The following is a 14,063-nucleotide window of genomic DNA, read 5'->3' on the forward strand; positions in this document are numbered from 1 at the left end:
ACTAAACATTCAACAAAACCTTCTCCACAAACTCAACTGCAGTGTAAGGTTTAGAAATAACATCTACAAAACCAATTTTTTTATATCGTTCAATATCTTCTATGGTGGTATTTGCAGTTAAAGATAAAAATGGAATTTCTTTATTCGATTTATGGAAATCGTTTTTCTGTTGTACCAATTGTTCACCAGTAATATTTGGCATATGAATATCTAATAAAACTAAGTCGAAAATACTTTTTTTCAAGACATTTAAAGCTTCTAAACCATCTTTAACTTGTGTTAACACTACTTTCTCTTTTTTAAGAATATGTGCAACAATCGTCTGGTTTAAAGCATCATCGTCTGCAACTAAAATTCTTTTTCCTTCTAACGTTTTATTTGTTGATTTTTCCTCAACTTTAAGTTCTTTAATTTCTGAAGTTTTTACTTTCGAAAAAGGAATTTCTGTAATAAAAACGGTTCCTATATTCAATTTGCTTTCAACAGTAATTTTACCATTCATAGCATTTAAGAGATGCTTTACAATAGATAAACCCAATCCTGCTCCACCAAAAACTCTGTTGTCGCTTTTTTTGTTTTGTTGGTATTCATCAAAAATTTTAGAGGCTTGCAAGTTGGTCATTCCTCTTCCAGAATCCGAAACTAAAAAGGCAATTTTCACAGCATTCTCATCTTCTGAAACCTTTTTTACATCAACAGATATTTTTCCTTTTTGAGTGAATTTTATAGCGTTCGATAATAAGTTCGATAATATTTGGTTGATTCTTACGTGATCACCTAAAACTAAATCTGGAATATTATTTTCGGCATTAAAAAATAACTCTACTGCTTCATTTTTATTTTGATAAGAATAATTTTCAACGCAATTTTCTGCTATTTCTTTAATATTTATTGGCGTATTTACCAATTCTAACTTTCCTGCTTCAATTCTCGATAAATCTAAAATATCGTTTACAATCACTTTTAAATTATTTCCTGATATGGATAATAATTTAGAATATTTACGAACATTTTCGTTAATTTCTTCTTCGGAAATCATTTCAGAATACCCCAAAATTACATTTAACGGATTTCGAATTTCGTGGCTCATCATTGCTAAAAAACGAGACTTTTCTTCATTTGCTTTATCGGCAATTTCTCGTAATTTTTTTAATTCTTCATTCTTCTCTGCCAATTCTCTTTTGATAAAGAAAATATCGTTTCTATTTTGGTTTAACTGATCTACTATTTTATAAACATTGGTTCTATTGTGAATAAGCACCGAAATTTCATCAGTATACTTAAACAATTCAATATCTACATTGTATTCTTTAGCATCAGAAATAATAACCATTCCTTCTAAAGTAAAAGGTTCAGAAATTGTTAAAGCCTCCAATGTTCCTTCTAAAAAAGGGCAATTTATGTAAATTGAATCTTGAAGTTGAAAAGTAGTATTTGCAAATTTACCAGCAACTATGTTTTTAATAACTCCAGAAAAACTGGTAGTTAATTGTAGGAAAACATCTTCTATTTTTGCAGGTATCAAATGCTATTATTTTAGGGTTTGCGAGGTTAATTGTAAAAATGCGTCTTCTACATTATCGTCTTCTTTTGCACTGGTAATCAAGTCAATTTTCACAGAAACCGTATCTATAACTGTTTCTAATTCTTCTTTAGAAAGCAAGTCTTTTTTGTTACCAACAATGGTAATATTTTGCAAACCAGAAAGTTCTTTAATACTCGCCAAATGTTTATCTATGGACGAGTATGTTTCTTCTCTACTTACATCGAAAACAAACATGGCAGCGCTTGCGCCTAAAAAATAAGCTTTGGGTATTTTCTCATCTCCACTAGTTCCTGCTACATCCCAAATTAGTAATTTTATTTCTTGGTTTTCGTAGGCCACAACTTTAGAACTTACACGAACACCAATAGTACTTATATAGTCTTCCGAAAATTGATTGAGTACAAATCTTCGGATTAAGGAAGTTTTTCCAACTCCAAAATTACCAACTAATAACACTTTTTTCGCAATCATTCTTAAAAGTTAAATTAGTCTATTAAATGCCTGTCTATTAAAACATTTAGTTTTACTTCGTCCGATAAATATTCTCGATTTCTAAGGATAACTTCTGCCAAATTATTTACTTTATCTGCTATTTTATCTTTAAACTCTGCATTTGCCACACCAGAAGTTGCAATGGCAATGTAAATGGATTTAAAGTTTTTTATAGTCAATTGAAAATTATCGAATTTAATATCTTCTAAATTTTGGTCTTCTTTAGAAAAAGCATCTTCAGCAAAAGCTTTAATGGCTGTTAACATGCCAGAAATCATATCTTTATCTGCGACATTTCCTCTTGTATAACTTCCTGCTAAAAGTCCAGAATCTTTTTCTATAACAAAAACCTCTTCTATGAAAGGTTCAAATACCTGTTCTAAAACTACGCCTGCATCGTAATTTTTTCCTTTAAAAAAACGGGCTATTACTTGTTGTACAGAAAATTTTTCTTTAATAGTTCTATTAATACTGTCAGATAATTTCGTGATTTCACTCACAATAGCCTTCTTAACCAATTTACCCATAATTGGGTACAAGGCTTCTACAACTTCGTCTTGCGAATCTCTTATTTGAACTTTTATGGTTTCTGTAATCGTTCCTCCAAAATATTTTGGGAAATTCTCACGAAGATCTTCAATTTTTTCATCAACTAAAGGTTCTACACGTTTAGAGAATTTTTCTTTTTGAATTATCTCTTTACTAAGAGTTTCAAATTTTTCTCTATCATCTTCTAATAAAAGCTCTCTGAGTAACTCAAAACGATTGTCTTTTTTGTTATCTGCAGTTGTTTCTTTCATCTATTCTTGCAACATTTGTGCAATTTTCTCTAAGGCTTTTCCTAACTTTCTTCTATCTGCTTTTTCATCGTCTAAATCTGCCAATCTTTTGTCTAAATCGTCATTTAAATCTTGGAACTTGTGCTCCATTAAACTTTCTAAATCTGCTAATTTATTTTCTAAATCGGTTACAGAATCTCCTAAGTTTTTTTGTGTTTGGTTTTGTAAAGCTTTACTTCTATCGTAAACATCTGCAAATTCTGTATTGTATTGCTGAATATTTTCTCCAAAAATAAGATCTCTTACAGCTGCAATTCTACTATCTACTTCTTGCACTGTCTCTGGAGCTTTGCTTTTTTCTGACTTTTTTTCCATGTATTTTTAGTTGAATTATTTATTGGAATGTTGGGGAACATTTTACAGCCTGTAATTAAATTACAAAAGCTGTAAAAACAAATATACATTAAAATATAATTACTATAAATCTAAGTTTCAATTTTTAAGCCATCGAAAGCCAGAAATACGTTTTTTGGTAATTTTTTAGAAACTTCGTTATGGAAACCTAATTTATGACTAATATGTGTAAAATAAGTTCTTTTTGGCTGTAATTCTTCTACCAATTCCAAAGCTTCTTCTAAATTAAAATGGGTTGGATGTGCTTCAAGCCTTAATGCATTTACAATTAAAACATCTAAATTTTTAAGCTTTTCTTTTTCGGTTTCTGAAATGTATTTTACATCTGTTAAATAGGCTAATTGCTGAAAACGATATCCTAAAATGGGTAATTTTCCATGTAAAATTTGAATGGGTTGCACTTCTAAATTATTCAAAATAAAAAATTTTTTATCCACAATAAAAGGCGAAACACTTGGTGCTCCTGGATACCTGTTTTCTATCGAAAAAATATATTGAAAACGTTGTTCTAAGCTATCTAAAGTTAGTTGATTCAAATAAATAGGCATCTCTCCTATTTGATAACAAAAAGGACGTAAATCGTCTAACCCAGCTGTATGATCTGCATGTTCGTGAGTAAATAAAACACCTTTGATGCATTGTATATTTTCACGTAACATTTGTTGGCGAAAATCAGGTCCACAATCAATTACGTAAGAAACATCGTCCCAAGAAATTAATATGGAAGAACGTAAACGTTTATCTTTAAGATTGTTAGACAAACAAACTGGATCTTTACTGGCAATCATTGGAATACCTTGTGAAGTTCCTGTGCCTAAAAAAGTAACCTTTATTTGCTTTTTAATACTTTCCATTTGAACAAAAATAAGATAAAAATTGACTGATAACACACTAATTCACTACATTTGTTAACACGAAATTAAAAATAAATTTATGGCAATTTCTTTAAAAGGAGATCAGGAAATAAGTAGTGTTCCAACTACAAAAAGCAAGGCACTAAGAATAAACTTAAATAGCGATATTTATGGAACGTTTGCAGAAATTGGAGCTGGGCAAGAAACTGCTCGTAATTTCTTTAGATCTGGTGCAGCAAGTGGAACTATTGCAAAAGCAATGAGTGCTTACGACAAAGATTTTTCTGATGCCATTTATGGAATGGAAGAAGATAAGCGTTATGTTACACAGCCACGTTTAAAGAAAATGCTTCGCCATGAAATTGATTTAATTGAAGATCGATTAAGTAGAGAAAAACATCCTGATAAATTATTTTTTAGTTATGCAAATACAGTAACAACTATTGATTTTGCAAGAAAATTTAAAGGTCATGGTTGGGTTGGAATTCGTTTTCAGCTAGATCCTTTAGAAGGCTACAACGAAATTATTTTACACTTACGTTTTAAAGAAACAGATGCTCGTTTGCAACAAGAAACTTTAGGTATTTTAGGTGTAAACCTATTATATGGTGCGTTTTATTTAAACGACAATCCAAAAGAATTGGTAAAATCTTTTTATCATAATTTAACGAGCGACCAATTAGAAATTGACATGATTAATTTCTCTGGCCCACGTTTTATGTATGTAGACAATCGTTTAATGAGTTTGCAATTGCTTAAAAATGGTATGACAAACGCAGTAATGTTTGGCCCAGATGGAAATAATTTATTACCAGCACAAGTACTTTATAAAAAAAACATATTAGCTTTAAGAGGTAGTTTTAGACCTGTTACAAAAGTAAATATGGATATGTACGAAAATGCTAAAAAATTATTTTTAGAAGAAAATAAAGTTGAAGAATCTCGTACACAAGTTATTTTTGAAATTACCTTAAGTAATTTAACTGCAGAAGGTAAAATTAACGAACGAGATTTCTTAGATAGAGCAGAATTATTGTGTTCTCTTGGGCAAAATGTAATGATTACCAGTTTCCAACAATATTTTAAATTAGTGGAATACTTTAGTGAATTCACAAAAGAAAGAATGGCTTTGGCAATGGGTGTTCACAACCTAATTCAAATTTTTGATGAAAAATACTATCGAAATTTAAGTGGTGGAATTTTAGAAGCTTTCGGAAAACTTTTCTACAGAGATTTAAAAGTATATATGTACCCATATAAAGACAAAGCTTCTGGAGAATATATAAATAGCGATAATTTAAAAGTGCATCCAAGAATGAAAGAATTGTATAAATTCTTTAAAAACAATGGAAAGCTGCTAGATATAAAAGATTTCGATCCAGAAATTTTGGAGATTTTCTCTAGAACCGTTTTAAAAATGATTATGGATGGAGAAAAAGGATGGGAAGAAATGTTACCAGAAGGAATTGACGAATTAATTAAACAAAAAAGATTATTTGGATATTCTCGTTCTAGAGTAAAAAAATAAATACCCTATTTATATTAAACCTTTTCAAATATAAATTGTCCTATAAAAAAACCCAAGCTTGACAGACGAAATTGTTTTAGTAGAACAACTTAAAAATTCTCAAACGCGAGAAAAAGCGTTTAGAGAATTAATTTCGCTTTACAAAGAACGTTTGTATTGGCATATACGTAAAATTGTAATTTCGCACGACGATGCTGATGATGTATTGCAAAACACCTTCATAAAAGTTTACAAAAATATCGATAAATTTAACCAAGAAAGTAAACTTTTTTCTTGGATGTATAGAATTGCCACAAACGAATCTATTACTTTCATAAACAAAAGAGCTAAAGAAAGAAACGTAGATATTTCTGAAATGCATGAGCAATTAGCTTCTACTTTAGAAAGCGATGTTTTCTTTTCTGGTGACGAAATACAACTTATTTTACAAAAAGCTATTGCAACACTTCCACAAAAACAGCAGTTGGTTTTTAATATGAAATATTTCGAGGAAATTAAATACGAAGAGATGTCTCGTATTTTAGAAACTTCTGTTGGAGCGTTAAAAGCATCTTATTTTCATGCAGTTAAAAAAATAGAAAGTTATATAAAAAATAAAACCGATTAAACCTTTTAATAAAATTAAGGTCTAAGAGATATATGAAAGAAAACATTAAAAATAGCGAAGATTTTTTAAAATCGATTACTGGTAAAAATACTGGTTTTTCTGCTCCTTCAAATTATTTTGAGAACGCAGAAGATCGTTTTTCTTCATTTATTTTTGAAGAATCTCTATCTAAAGAAAATGCATTTAAAATACCCGATAATTATTTTAATAAATTAGAAGATAGCATTTTAAATACAGTAATTTTAGACAAAAAAGAACCAAAAGTAATTTCTTTAAAATCTAGAATATTAAAACTAATTCCTGTTGCAACTGCAGCATCTATTGCACTATTTATAGGACTTACTTATTTTAATAATTTAGACAATACAACAGAAATAAATTTTGATTCTGTTGCAGAAACTGACATTGAAAATTGGATGATTGATAATTTTAACGAATTATCGAACGAAGATTTTGCTAGTGTATTAAATAGCAAAATAATAAATGAAAATGATTTTGCTTTTTCTAATATTAAAGACGACGCTATTGAAGATTACATTATATCTACAGAAAATACATCTATTTTAAACGAAATTGATTAAAAAATGAAAAACAATATTTTAACTTTTACCCTTTTGTTTCTAACAATCTTCCAAGTATTTGGACAAGAAAAAAAAGAAAGCAGAGAAAAAATTAAGGCTTTAAAAGTATCTTATTTTACAGAAGAGTTACAACTTTCGAGTACTGAGGCTCAAAAGTTTTGGCCTGTTTATAATGCGCACGAAGAAAAAATGGATAACTTAAGAAACCAATGGAGAGTAGATATTAGAAATAAGATTAAAGATGCTGGAAATCTAGAAGGCCTAACTGAAATTGAAGCTAAAAAACTAGTTTTAATGAATGAAGATCTTGGTAAAAAAATGATTTCAGAGAAAGAAGATTTTCTTAAAAAAGTATCGCAATTTCTTCCTTACAAAAAAATATTAAAATTGCATATTTCTGAAAGAGAATTTGGTAGAAAGTTAATGCGAAAGTATGGAAAAGACAAAAAGAAAAAAGAATAAATTTTCTTAACTATAAAAAAAGAGGCTTAAAGCCTCTTTTTTTTTATCTCATTAATGTCATACAAACATATAGTTCTGGTTTGTTTGCTGTAAATTGTTTTACCCAAATTGTTAATTCTTCAATTTCATATGGTAATAATCTGTTTAGGGCTTTTTCTAACTCTTTACAAAATAAGTCTGAATTGAAACTTACTTTTTTTAAAACAGTTTTAGTGTACTCAAACATTGCTCTTGCCATAGTTGTAATTTTAATTATAACGTAATTAGTAATCCATTTCGTATAACTCTTTCCAAATTTAAGCAAAAAAACCATCAATTCAAAAATTGATGGCTGTTAAATAATGTTTACAAAATGTTAATGTTACAATTTGTTTGCTTTTTCAATTAAAGCAGTTGCCTTAGTTTCTAACTCAGCATTTACTTCTTTTAAGTGTGCTTTTTTATTCTCTATACCTTTTGCATTAATCTTTCCAATTAATACATCAAAAGCTTCAATTGTTTCGTCGATAATTGCTTCCGCTTTCTTTTTATCTGCATTTGCATGCATTTTTTCTGAAACGTATCCTATAATATCTCCTAATGTATAGTTAATATCTTTTTTTAAGTTTTTTATACTTGCCATGTCATTTTATTTTTATTGCTACAAATTTAGGGTATTTATTTAAATGAGCGATAAAACTTCGTTGATATTTGTTAAAGTAGCATATTCTACATTATCTTGTTCTTTTTGGGAAACTTCTTCGTGAACCCAAGTTGTATGAAATGGAATATGAATTGCAGAAGCACCAATCGCTATTAATGGTAAAACGTCGGACTTTAAAGAGTTTCCAATCATTAAAAAATCTTCTGGTTTTATGTCTAAATGCCCAATTAGTTTTTTATAATCTTTTTCCTTTTTATCGCTCATCACTTCTATATGATGGAAGTATTTTAACAAGTTCGATTTCTCTAACTTTCTTTCTTGATCTAACAAATCGCCTTTTGTAGCAACAATTAATTTATATTTACCTTGCAGAGATTCTAAAACGTTTTCAATTCCTGGTAGGAGTTCGATAGGTTTTTCGAGCATTTCTTTTCCGATGTTTAAAATTTTCTCGATAGTTTGTTGTGGAATTTTATAGTTAGAAAGCTCTAAAGCGCATTCTACCATAGAAAGTACAAACCCTTTTACTCCATAACCATAATGGATTAAATTTTTAATTTCGGTCTTAAAAAGCTCTTGATCTATCTTATTTTTAGTTTCGTATTTAGAAAGTAATTGGGCAAACTCCTCTTCTGCTTCTCTAAAGTAGGTTTCGTTTACCCACAAAGTGTCATCTGCATCAAAAGCAATTACTTTTATATTTTCAGGAATTTTGTCCAAATTTATAAGTTTAAATATTTTTTCGCTTTTTCTAAATCTTCTGGAGTATCAATACCAACAGCTTCCACAGAAGTTTCTACCATTTTAATTTTTTTACCAATTTCTTGATAACGAATTGCTTCAATCTTTTCTGCAGCTTCTAAAGGCGTCATTGGTGTTTTATAGAAATCTAACAAAGCTTGTTTCCTAAAAGCGTAAACTCCTTTATGTTTGTAATATTTTACATCTATTTCTGTGTCTCTATGATAAGGAATTACACTTCGTGAAAAGTAAATCGCCAGATTATTTACATCTGTAATTACTTTTACATTATTTGGGTTTTCGATATCTACTTTATTAGTAATTTGCACTTTTAAGGATGCTAAATCGACTTCATTTTTAACATCTTCTTTAAATACGTCTATCAACTTAGAAAGTGAAACCTCATCTATAAAAGGTTCATCTCCTTGAACGTTAATAACAATATCTGCCTCTATATTTTCTACAGCTTCTGCAATTCTATCAGAACCACATTCGTGTTCTTTCTGGCTCATAATTACATTTCCACCAGCATTAGAAATATTTTCTCTTATAATTTCTGAATCTGTAACCACATAAACTTCGCTAAACAAGTTTGTATTTAATGCTGCTTCGTAAGTTCTTAAAATTACAGATTTACCTCCTAAATCTTTCATTAATTTACCTGGAAAACGAGATGCACTGTAACGTGCAGGAATCATTGCAATTATTTTCATGACTATCTTTTAGATGCATCAAAGATAATATTTAAATGAATAGAGTTAATATTCGCCTTGGTATTTTTATAATTTTGAGATGAACAAAAAAATTTATTATTATGAGAAGTTTATTATGGCTTGTAGCCGTCGTTTGTATTATAATTTGGGCTTTAGGATTCTTAGGAGTTGTTCCAGGAATCGCAACTGGTAGTTTAATTCATATTTTATTAGTAATTGCAATTGTTGTAATCTTATACAACATTATATCTGGTAGAAAGCCACTATAGTTTGTAAGTGAAAAATATTGAAAAACCGAGTATAGCATTCGGTTTTTCATCTTTAATTAAAATAAATAATCATAAATAGTTGATACACTTTATCAATTAATTATAATAAAATCTCATATCCGTTTTTTTTTGTTTTAATTAAATATTAACTCTAAAAAATAAACATTATGTCATCAGGTAAAATTACTACAAAATACGCATTATTAATAACCATATTAATTGGAGGATTCTTCTTTATAAGTAAACTATTAGGTTTGGAAGAAAATCCATATTTACGATTTTTTAATTTATTGTTTGTACTTATTGGTATTAGACAAGCCATTAAAACAAATATTTTTGAAAACAAGGAAACCAATTATCCATCAAATTTAGGAATAGGAATACAAACTGCTGCAGCTGCAGTTATTCTTTCTATAATTGGTATTGTAATTTATGTAAAGTATATAAACCCAGAATTTTTAACTGTTATGAACAATTCTTTTCTAATTGGTGGAGATTTATCGCTAGCTGAAATTGTACTTACTTTACTTATCGAGGGAATGGCTTCCTCTGTTATTGGCGCTTTTATTATTATGCAATTTTATAAAAATCACGATAAAGAAGAATTACAGAAATAAAAAAATAAAATAGATAAAAATAGCTCCCAATTGGGAGCTATTTTTATTGTTGAATATGTTATAAAAATTTAGTTTTTCTCAATTACACCATCATCTGCCAACAAAGCGAAAAACTTATCTAAATTAGGTAGAATTACAATTCTTGTTCTTCTATTTTTAGCTCTATTTTCATTACTTGTATTTTCAACCAAAGGCATCGTATCTCCTCTACCAGAAGCTATTAATCTACTACCATCTATTTTAAATTTGTTTTGTAAAAGTCTTACAATTGAAGTTGCTCTTTTTACACTTAAATCCCAATTGTCTTCTACAACAGCATTATTTATAGTTCTAGAATCTGTATGACCTTCAATCATCACATCCATACTTGGTTCAGATTCAATAATATCTGCCAATTGTGTAATTAATTTGTAAGCACTTTTTTTAACTCTGTAACTTGCTGTATTAAATAATAATTTATCTGAAACAGAAATCATTACCACAGTTTGGTCAATATCAATATCTACATCTTCGGAATTTCTAATATCGGAAAGACCAACAGAATTTAATAAATTATAAGAAACTGCTAAGTTTAAAGAATCTTTTAAAGTTTTTGCTTGAGCTAATTTAGTAGGATCTACTTTCGCCAAAGTTTTTCTCATTTGTTCTCTGGTTTTATTAGAAATTACTGCTGTGTTACCAACCATGTCTAGCTTAATATCGTTTTGATTTTTTAAGGTAACATTGTCGCTTTGTAGAGAATTTATTTTTGAGTTAAATCGATCTACACGTTTCTCTATTTTTGCAAATTTTGCTTCTAAAGCTTCTTTTTCTAAAGTTGTTTTTTGAAGATTACCTTTCGTATTAACATATTGACTCTCTAACTTAGTATATTTCTTTTTTGAAACACAAGAGGTTGCTAATATGGCAACCATTGTAATTGGAATAAATACTTTTTTCATCTTTTTAATTATTTTAATAGTTGAATATATAACGCTAAAAAAAGATTGATATTCTAATTCTCACTATTTATACTTCCAATTTTAGAGCTTTTTAACATATTTTGTTAAATTAAACAAAAAATCCTTTAGACTATGAAATCTAAAGGATTTTATATATCTAAATTTGAATTAAAAACTTATTTTAAAGAATTTAAACTCCCAATAATAGTTTCGATTTTCGCTAAAGTATCTGCTTCTTTTTTACGTTCTAATTCCAAAACTTTTTCTGGAGCATTAGACACAAAACGTTCGTTAGATAATTTCTTTTGAATACCTATTAAAAAGCCTTGTGCTCTTTTTAACTCTCCAGATAATTTTTCTATTTCTGCTTCTACATCTATATTTTCAATAGAAATTGGTACAAAATATTCGTTAGATTTTACTCTAAATGAAGCACCTTCTACTTTTTCTGCAACATAATTAATAGTTGAAGTGTTTGTTAATTTCTGAATAACAGCATCAAAATATTTAGACGATTTATCATTATCTATTACAAATAATTCAACTGCATCTTTAAAAGAAATATTTTTATCTTTTCTAATGGTTCTAATTCCAGAAACTACATCTGTTGCAAATTCAAATTCTGTAATAATATCCTCATTAAAATCTTTAATTATTGGATATTTTGCAATAATTAACGCTTCTTCTGCAGATCTATCTGCAATATATTGCCAAATTTCTTCTGTTAAAAATGGCATAAATGGGTGCAATACTTTCAAGTTATTTTCTAAAACTTCAATAATTGCATCAAACGTTGTTTTATCTATTGGTTGTTGATATGCTGGTTTTACAATTTCTAATAACCAAGAAGAAAAATCGTCATTTATCAATTTATAAATTGCCATTAAAGCGTCTGATAATCTATATTTAGAAAAATGATCTTCAATTTCTGCTAACGCTTTTTGAAACTTCGCTTCATACCATTGTAAACCTATTTTAGAAGTTTCTGGTTGTGGTAAACTAGCATCTACTTCCCAACCTTTTATCAAACGGAAAGCATTCCAAATTTTGTTAGCAAATCCTTTTCCTTGCTGACATAAATCTTCGTCGAACATTAAATCGTTTCCAGCTGCAGAACTTAACAACAACCCAACTCTTACTCCATCTGCTCCATAATCTTTAATTAAACCTAGTGCATCTGGCGAATTTCCTAAAGACTTAGACATTTTTCGTCTTTGTTTATCTCTAACTAAACCAGTTAAATACACATTGTTAAAAGGTTTTTCATCTTTATATTCATATCCTGCAACAATCATTCTTGCCACCCAGAAAAATAAAATATCTGGACCTGTAACTAAATCGTTTGTTGGATAATAATATTTAATTTCTTCGTTTTCTGGATTTCTAATTCCGTCGAAAACAGACATTGGCCATAACCAAGAAGAAAACCAAGTATCTAATGCATCTTCATCTTGAGTTAAGTCGGAAGTTTGAAGGTGGGAGTTTGAAGTTTTTTCTTTTGCAAGCAAAAGTGCTTCCTCAATATTTTCTGCAACAACAAAATCTTCTTTTCCATCTCCATAGAAATAAGCAGGAATTTGTTGTCCCCACCAAAGTTGACGAGAAATATTCCAATCACGCACATTTTCCATCCAATGACGATATGTGTTTTCGAACTTTTTTGGATATAAATTGATTTCAGCATCTTCACCCAAAACTGCATCAATTGCAGGTTGCGCAAGATCTTTCATCTTTAAAAACCATTGATCAGATAATCTTGGTTCTATAACTGCCTTTGTTCTTTCTGATGTTCCTACTTTATTAGTATGAACTTCAGTCTTCACTAAAAAGCCTTTTTCTTCTAATTCTTTTGATATTTCTTTTCTTACTACAAATCTATCTTTTCCTTGATAATGTAATCCGAATGAATTTAAAGAAGCATCATCATTAAAAATATCTATTACTTCTAATTTATGCTTATCTCCTAAATTTTTATCATTTTCATCATGTGCAGGCGTTACTTTTAAACAACCTGTACCAAACTCTACATCTACATATTCATCTTCAATTATTGGAATAATTCTACCACATAAGGGTACAATTGCTTTCTTTCCTTTTAAATGTGTAAAACGCTCGTCATTTGGGTTGATACAAATTGCAGTATCTCCAAAAATAGTTTCTGGTCTTGTTGTAGCAATTGTTAAAGTATCGTCTGAACCTTCAATTTTATATTCTAAATAGTACAAGTTTCCTTGTCTTTCTTCGTGAATTACTTCTTCATCTGAAAGTGTAGTTTTTGCTTCAGGATCCCAGTTTACCATTCTGTATCCTCTATAAATTAGGCCTTTGTTATATAAATCAACAAAAACTTTAATTACAGATTCAGACATTTCTGGATCCATTGTAAAAGCAGTTCTTTCCCAATCGCAAGAAGCACCTAACTTTTTTAATTGATCTAAAATGATTCCTCCATATTCATCTTTCCAATCGAAAGCATGTTGCAAAAACTCTTCTCTTGTTAAATCGCTTTTGCTAATTCCTTGCTCTTTTAATTTGGCAACTACTTTTGCTTCTGTTGCAATAGATGCATGATCTGTTCCAGGAACCCAACAAGCATTTTTACCTAATAAACGTGCACGTCTAATTAACACATCTTGTATGGTATTATTCAACATGTGTCCCATATGTAAAACTCCAGTTACGTTTGGTGGCGGAATTACAATGGTGTAAGGCTCTCTTTCATCTGGCGTTGAATGAAAATAATTATTTTTCATCCAGTAATCGTACCATTTGTCTTCTACTTGGCTTGCATCATATTTAGATGGAATTGTCATACTTTGGAATAATTTTTGATATATAGTTGGCAAAAATACAATTATCTATTATGAAGAGAAAAT

The 14,063-nt window shown here is 29.1% G+C and carries 17 protein-coding genes; 6 read left to right on the top strand and 11 right to left on the bottom strand.

Annotated elements, in window-relative coordinates; all coding sequences use genetic code 11:
- Position 1: 1 nt before the first annotated feature.
- From H9I45_RS04205 to H9I45_RS04225, 5 genes are all read right to left on the bottom strand, one after another.
- On the bottom strand, positions 2–1,525 hold the full coding sequence (locus H9I45_RS04205; RefSeq protein WP_088355187.1) for an ATP-binding response regulator: 1,524 nt from the start codon (positions 1,523–1,525) through the stop codon (positions 2–4).
- A 6-nt stretch (positions 1,526–1,531) separates the two neighbouring features.
- Positions 1,532–2,017, bottom strand: a complete 486-nt coding sequence (locus tag H9I45_RS04210; RefSeq protein WP_088355188.1) for a Rab family GTPase — start codon at positions 2,015–2,017, stop codon at positions 1,532–1,534.
- A 14-nt stretch (positions 2,018–2,031) separates the two neighbouring features.
- Positions 2,032–2,838 (bottom strand): cell envelope biogenesis protein OmpA, encoded by an 807-nt coding sequence (locus H9I45_RS04215; protein ID WP_088355189.1) that lies wholly within the window; start codon positions 2,836–2,838, stop codon positions 2,032–2,034.
- Complete coding sequence (locus H9I45_RS04220) at positions 2,839–3,192, bottom strand: hypothetical protein (protein WP_088355190.1); 354 nt, start codon at positions 3,190–3,192, stop codon at positions 2,839–2,841.
- Positions 3,193–3,302: 110 nt separating this feature from the next.
- Positions 3,303–4,064, bottom strand: a complete 762-nt coding sequence (locus H9I45_RS04225) for an MBL fold metallo-hydrolase (protein ID WP_176397602.1) — start codon at positions 4,062–4,064, stop codon at positions 3,303–3,305.
- Positions 4,065–4,164: 100 nt separating this feature from the next.
- Here H9I45_RS04225 and H9I45_RS04230 point away from each other — a divergent pair, with 100 nt between their 5' ends.
- From H9I45_RS04230 to H9I45_RS04245, 4 genes are read left to right on the top strand one after another with little or no spacing between them, the layout of a single operon-like run.
- Complete coding sequence (locus H9I45_RS04230; protein WP_088355192.1) at positions 4,165–5,613, top strand: nicotinate-nucleotide adenylyltransferase; 1,449 nt, start codon at positions 4,165–4,167, stop codon at positions 5,611–5,613.
- A gap of 58 nt (positions 5,614–5,671) precedes the next feature.
- Positions 5,672–6,220 carry an RNA polymerase sigma factor gene (locus tag H9I45_RS04235; RefSeq protein ID WP_088355193.1) on the top strand — a complete coding sequence of 183 codons (549 nt, stop codon included), beginning with the start codon at positions 5,672–5,674 and terminating at the stop codon, positions 6,218–6,220.
- Positions 6,221–6,252: 32 nt separating this feature from the next.
- Positions 6,253–6,801, top strand: coding sequence for a hypothetical protein (locus tag H9I45_RS04240; protein ID WP_088355194.1), 549 nt, complete (start codon positions 6,253–6,255; stop codon positions 6,799–6,801).
- Between the two features lie 3 nt (positions 6,802–6,804).
- The gene (locus H9I45_RS04245) at positions 6,805–7,263 is read left to right on the top strand and encodes a sensor of ECF-type sigma factor (RefSeq protein ID WP_088355195.1); all 459 of its coding nucleotides are present in this window, start codon (positions 6,805–6,807) and stop codon (positions 7,261–7,263) included.
- Positions 7,264–7,306: 43 nt separating this feature from the next.
- Here H9I45_RS04245 and H9I45_RS04250 read toward each other — a convergent pair whose 3' ends face one another.
- From H9I45_RS04250 to kdsB, 4 genes are all read right to left on the bottom strand, one after another.
- Positions 7,307–7,501: a hypothetical protein gene (locus H9I45_RS04250; protein ID WP_088355211.1), complete on the bottom strand. Its 195-nt coding sequence runs from the start codon at positions 7,499–7,501 to the stop codon at positions 7,307–7,309.
- Positions 7,502–7,624: 123 nt separating this feature from the next.
- Positions 7,625–7,885 carry a hypothetical protein gene (locus H9I45_RS04255; RefSeq protein ID WP_088355196.1) on the bottom strand — a complete coding sequence of 87 codons (261 nt, stop codon included), beginning with the start codon at positions 7,883–7,885 and terminating at the stop codon, positions 7,625–7,627.
- 39 nt (positions 7,886–7,924) lie between these two features.
- On the bottom strand, positions 7,925–8,617 hold the full coding sequence (locus tag H9I45_RS04260; RefSeq protein ID WP_088355212.1) for an HAD family hydrolase: 693 nt from the start codon (positions 8,615–8,617) through the stop codon (positions 7,925–7,927).
- A gap of 11 nt (positions 8,618–8,628) precedes the next feature.
- A complete protein-coding gene (kdsB, locus tag H9I45_RS04265) occupies positions 8,629–9,360 on the bottom strand; it encodes a 3-deoxy-manno-octulosonate cytidylyltransferase (RefSeq protein WP_088355197.1) in 732 nt (243 codons plus the stop codon).
- Positions 9,361–9,461: 101 nt separating this feature from the next.
- Between kdsB and H9I45_RS04270 the strand changes: the two genes are divergently transcribed.
- Positions 9,462–9,629: a lmo0937 family membrane protein gene (locus tag H9I45_RS04270; protein ID WP_140422778.1), complete on the top strand. Its 168-nt coding sequence runs from the start codon at positions 9,462–9,464 to the stop codon at positions 9,627–9,629.
- Positions 9,630–9,796: 167 nt separating this feature from the next.
- Complete coding sequence (locus H9I45_RS04275) at positions 9,797–10,246, top strand: hypothetical protein (protein WP_088355198.1); 450 nt, start codon at positions 9,797–9,799, stop codon at positions 10,244–10,246.
- 68 nt (positions 10,247–10,314) lie between these two features.
- Here H9I45_RS04275 and H9I45_RS04280 read toward each other — a convergent pair whose 3' ends face one another.
- On the bottom strand, positions 10,315–11,187 hold the full coding sequence (locus tag H9I45_RS04280; RefSeq protein WP_088355199.1) for an OmpA/MotB family protein: 873 nt from the start codon (positions 11,185–11,187) through the stop codon (positions 10,315–10,317).
- A 176-nt stretch (positions 11,188–11,363) separates the two neighbouring features.
- Complete coding sequence (locus tag H9I45_RS04285) at positions 11,364–14,000, bottom strand: valine--tRNA ligase (protein WP_088355200.1); 2,637 nt, start codon at positions 13,998–14,000, stop codon at positions 11,364–11,366.
- Positions 14,001–14,063 lie beyond the last annotated feature (63 nt).

The sequence above is a fragment of the Polaribacter haliotis genome (assembly GCF_014784055.1).
GTDB lineage: Bacteria > Bacteroidota > Bacteroidia > Flavobacteriales > Flavobacteriaceae > Polaribacter > Polaribacter haliotis.

What these genes read in the sequence shown, in the direction of transcription:
- H9I45_RS04280 (WP_088355199.1), bottom strand. Translation starts at nt 11,187, where the DNA reads ATGAAAAAAGTATTTATTCCAATTACAATGGTTGCCATATTAGCAACC.
- H9I45_RS04245 (WP_088355195.1), top strand. Translation starts at nt 6,805, where the DNA reads ATGAAAAACAATATTTTAACTTTTACCCTTTTGTTTCTAACAATCTTC.
- H9I45_RS04230 (WP_088355192.1), top strand. Translation starts at nt 4,165, where the DNA reads ATGGCAATTTCTTTAAAAGGAGATCAGGAAATAAGTAGTGTTCCAACT.
- H9I45_RS04255 (WP_088355196.1), bottom strand. Translation starts at nt 7,885, where the DNA reads ATGGCAAGTATAAAAAACTTAAAAAAAGATATTAACTATACATTAGGA.
- H9I45_RS04240 (WP_088355194.1), top strand. Translation starts at nt 6,253, where the DNA reads ATGAAAGAAAACATTAAAAATAGCGAAGATTTTTTAAAATCGATTACT.
- H9I45_RS04220 (WP_088355190.1), bottom strand. Translation starts at nt 3,192, where the DNA reads ATGGAAAAAAAGTCAGAAAAAAGCAAAGCTCCAGAGACAGTGCAAGAA.
- H9I45_RS04270 (WP_140422778.1), top strand. Translation starts at nt 9,462, where the DNA reads ATGAGAAGTTTATTATGGCTTGTAGCCGTCGTTTGTATTATAATTTGG.
- kdsB (WP_088355197.1), bottom strand. Translation starts at nt 9,360, where the DNA reads ATGAAAATAATTGCAATGATTCCTGCACGTTACAGTGCATCTCGTTTT.
- H9I45_RS04250 (WP_088355211.1), bottom strand. Translation starts at nt 7,501, where the DNA reads ATGGCAAGAGCAATGTTTGAGTACACTAAAACTGTTTTAAAAAAAGTA.
- H9I45_RS04215 (WP_088355189.1), bottom strand. Translation starts at nt 2,838, where the DNA reads ATGAAAGAAACAACTGCAGATAACAAAAAAGACAATCGTTTTGAGTTA.
- H9I45_RS04275 (WP_088355198.1), top strand. Translation starts at nt 9,797, where the DNA reads ATGTCATCAGGTAAAATTACTACAAAATACGCATTATTAATAACCATA.
- H9I45_RS04285 (WP_088355200.1), bottom strand. Translation starts at nt 14,000, where the DNA reads ATGACAATTCCATCTAAATATGATGCAAGCCAAGTAGAAGACAAATGG.
- H9I45_RS04210 (WP_088355188.1), bottom strand. Translation starts at nt 2,017, where the DNA reads ATGATTGCGAAAAAAGTGTTATTAGTTGGTAATTTTGGAGTTGGAAAA.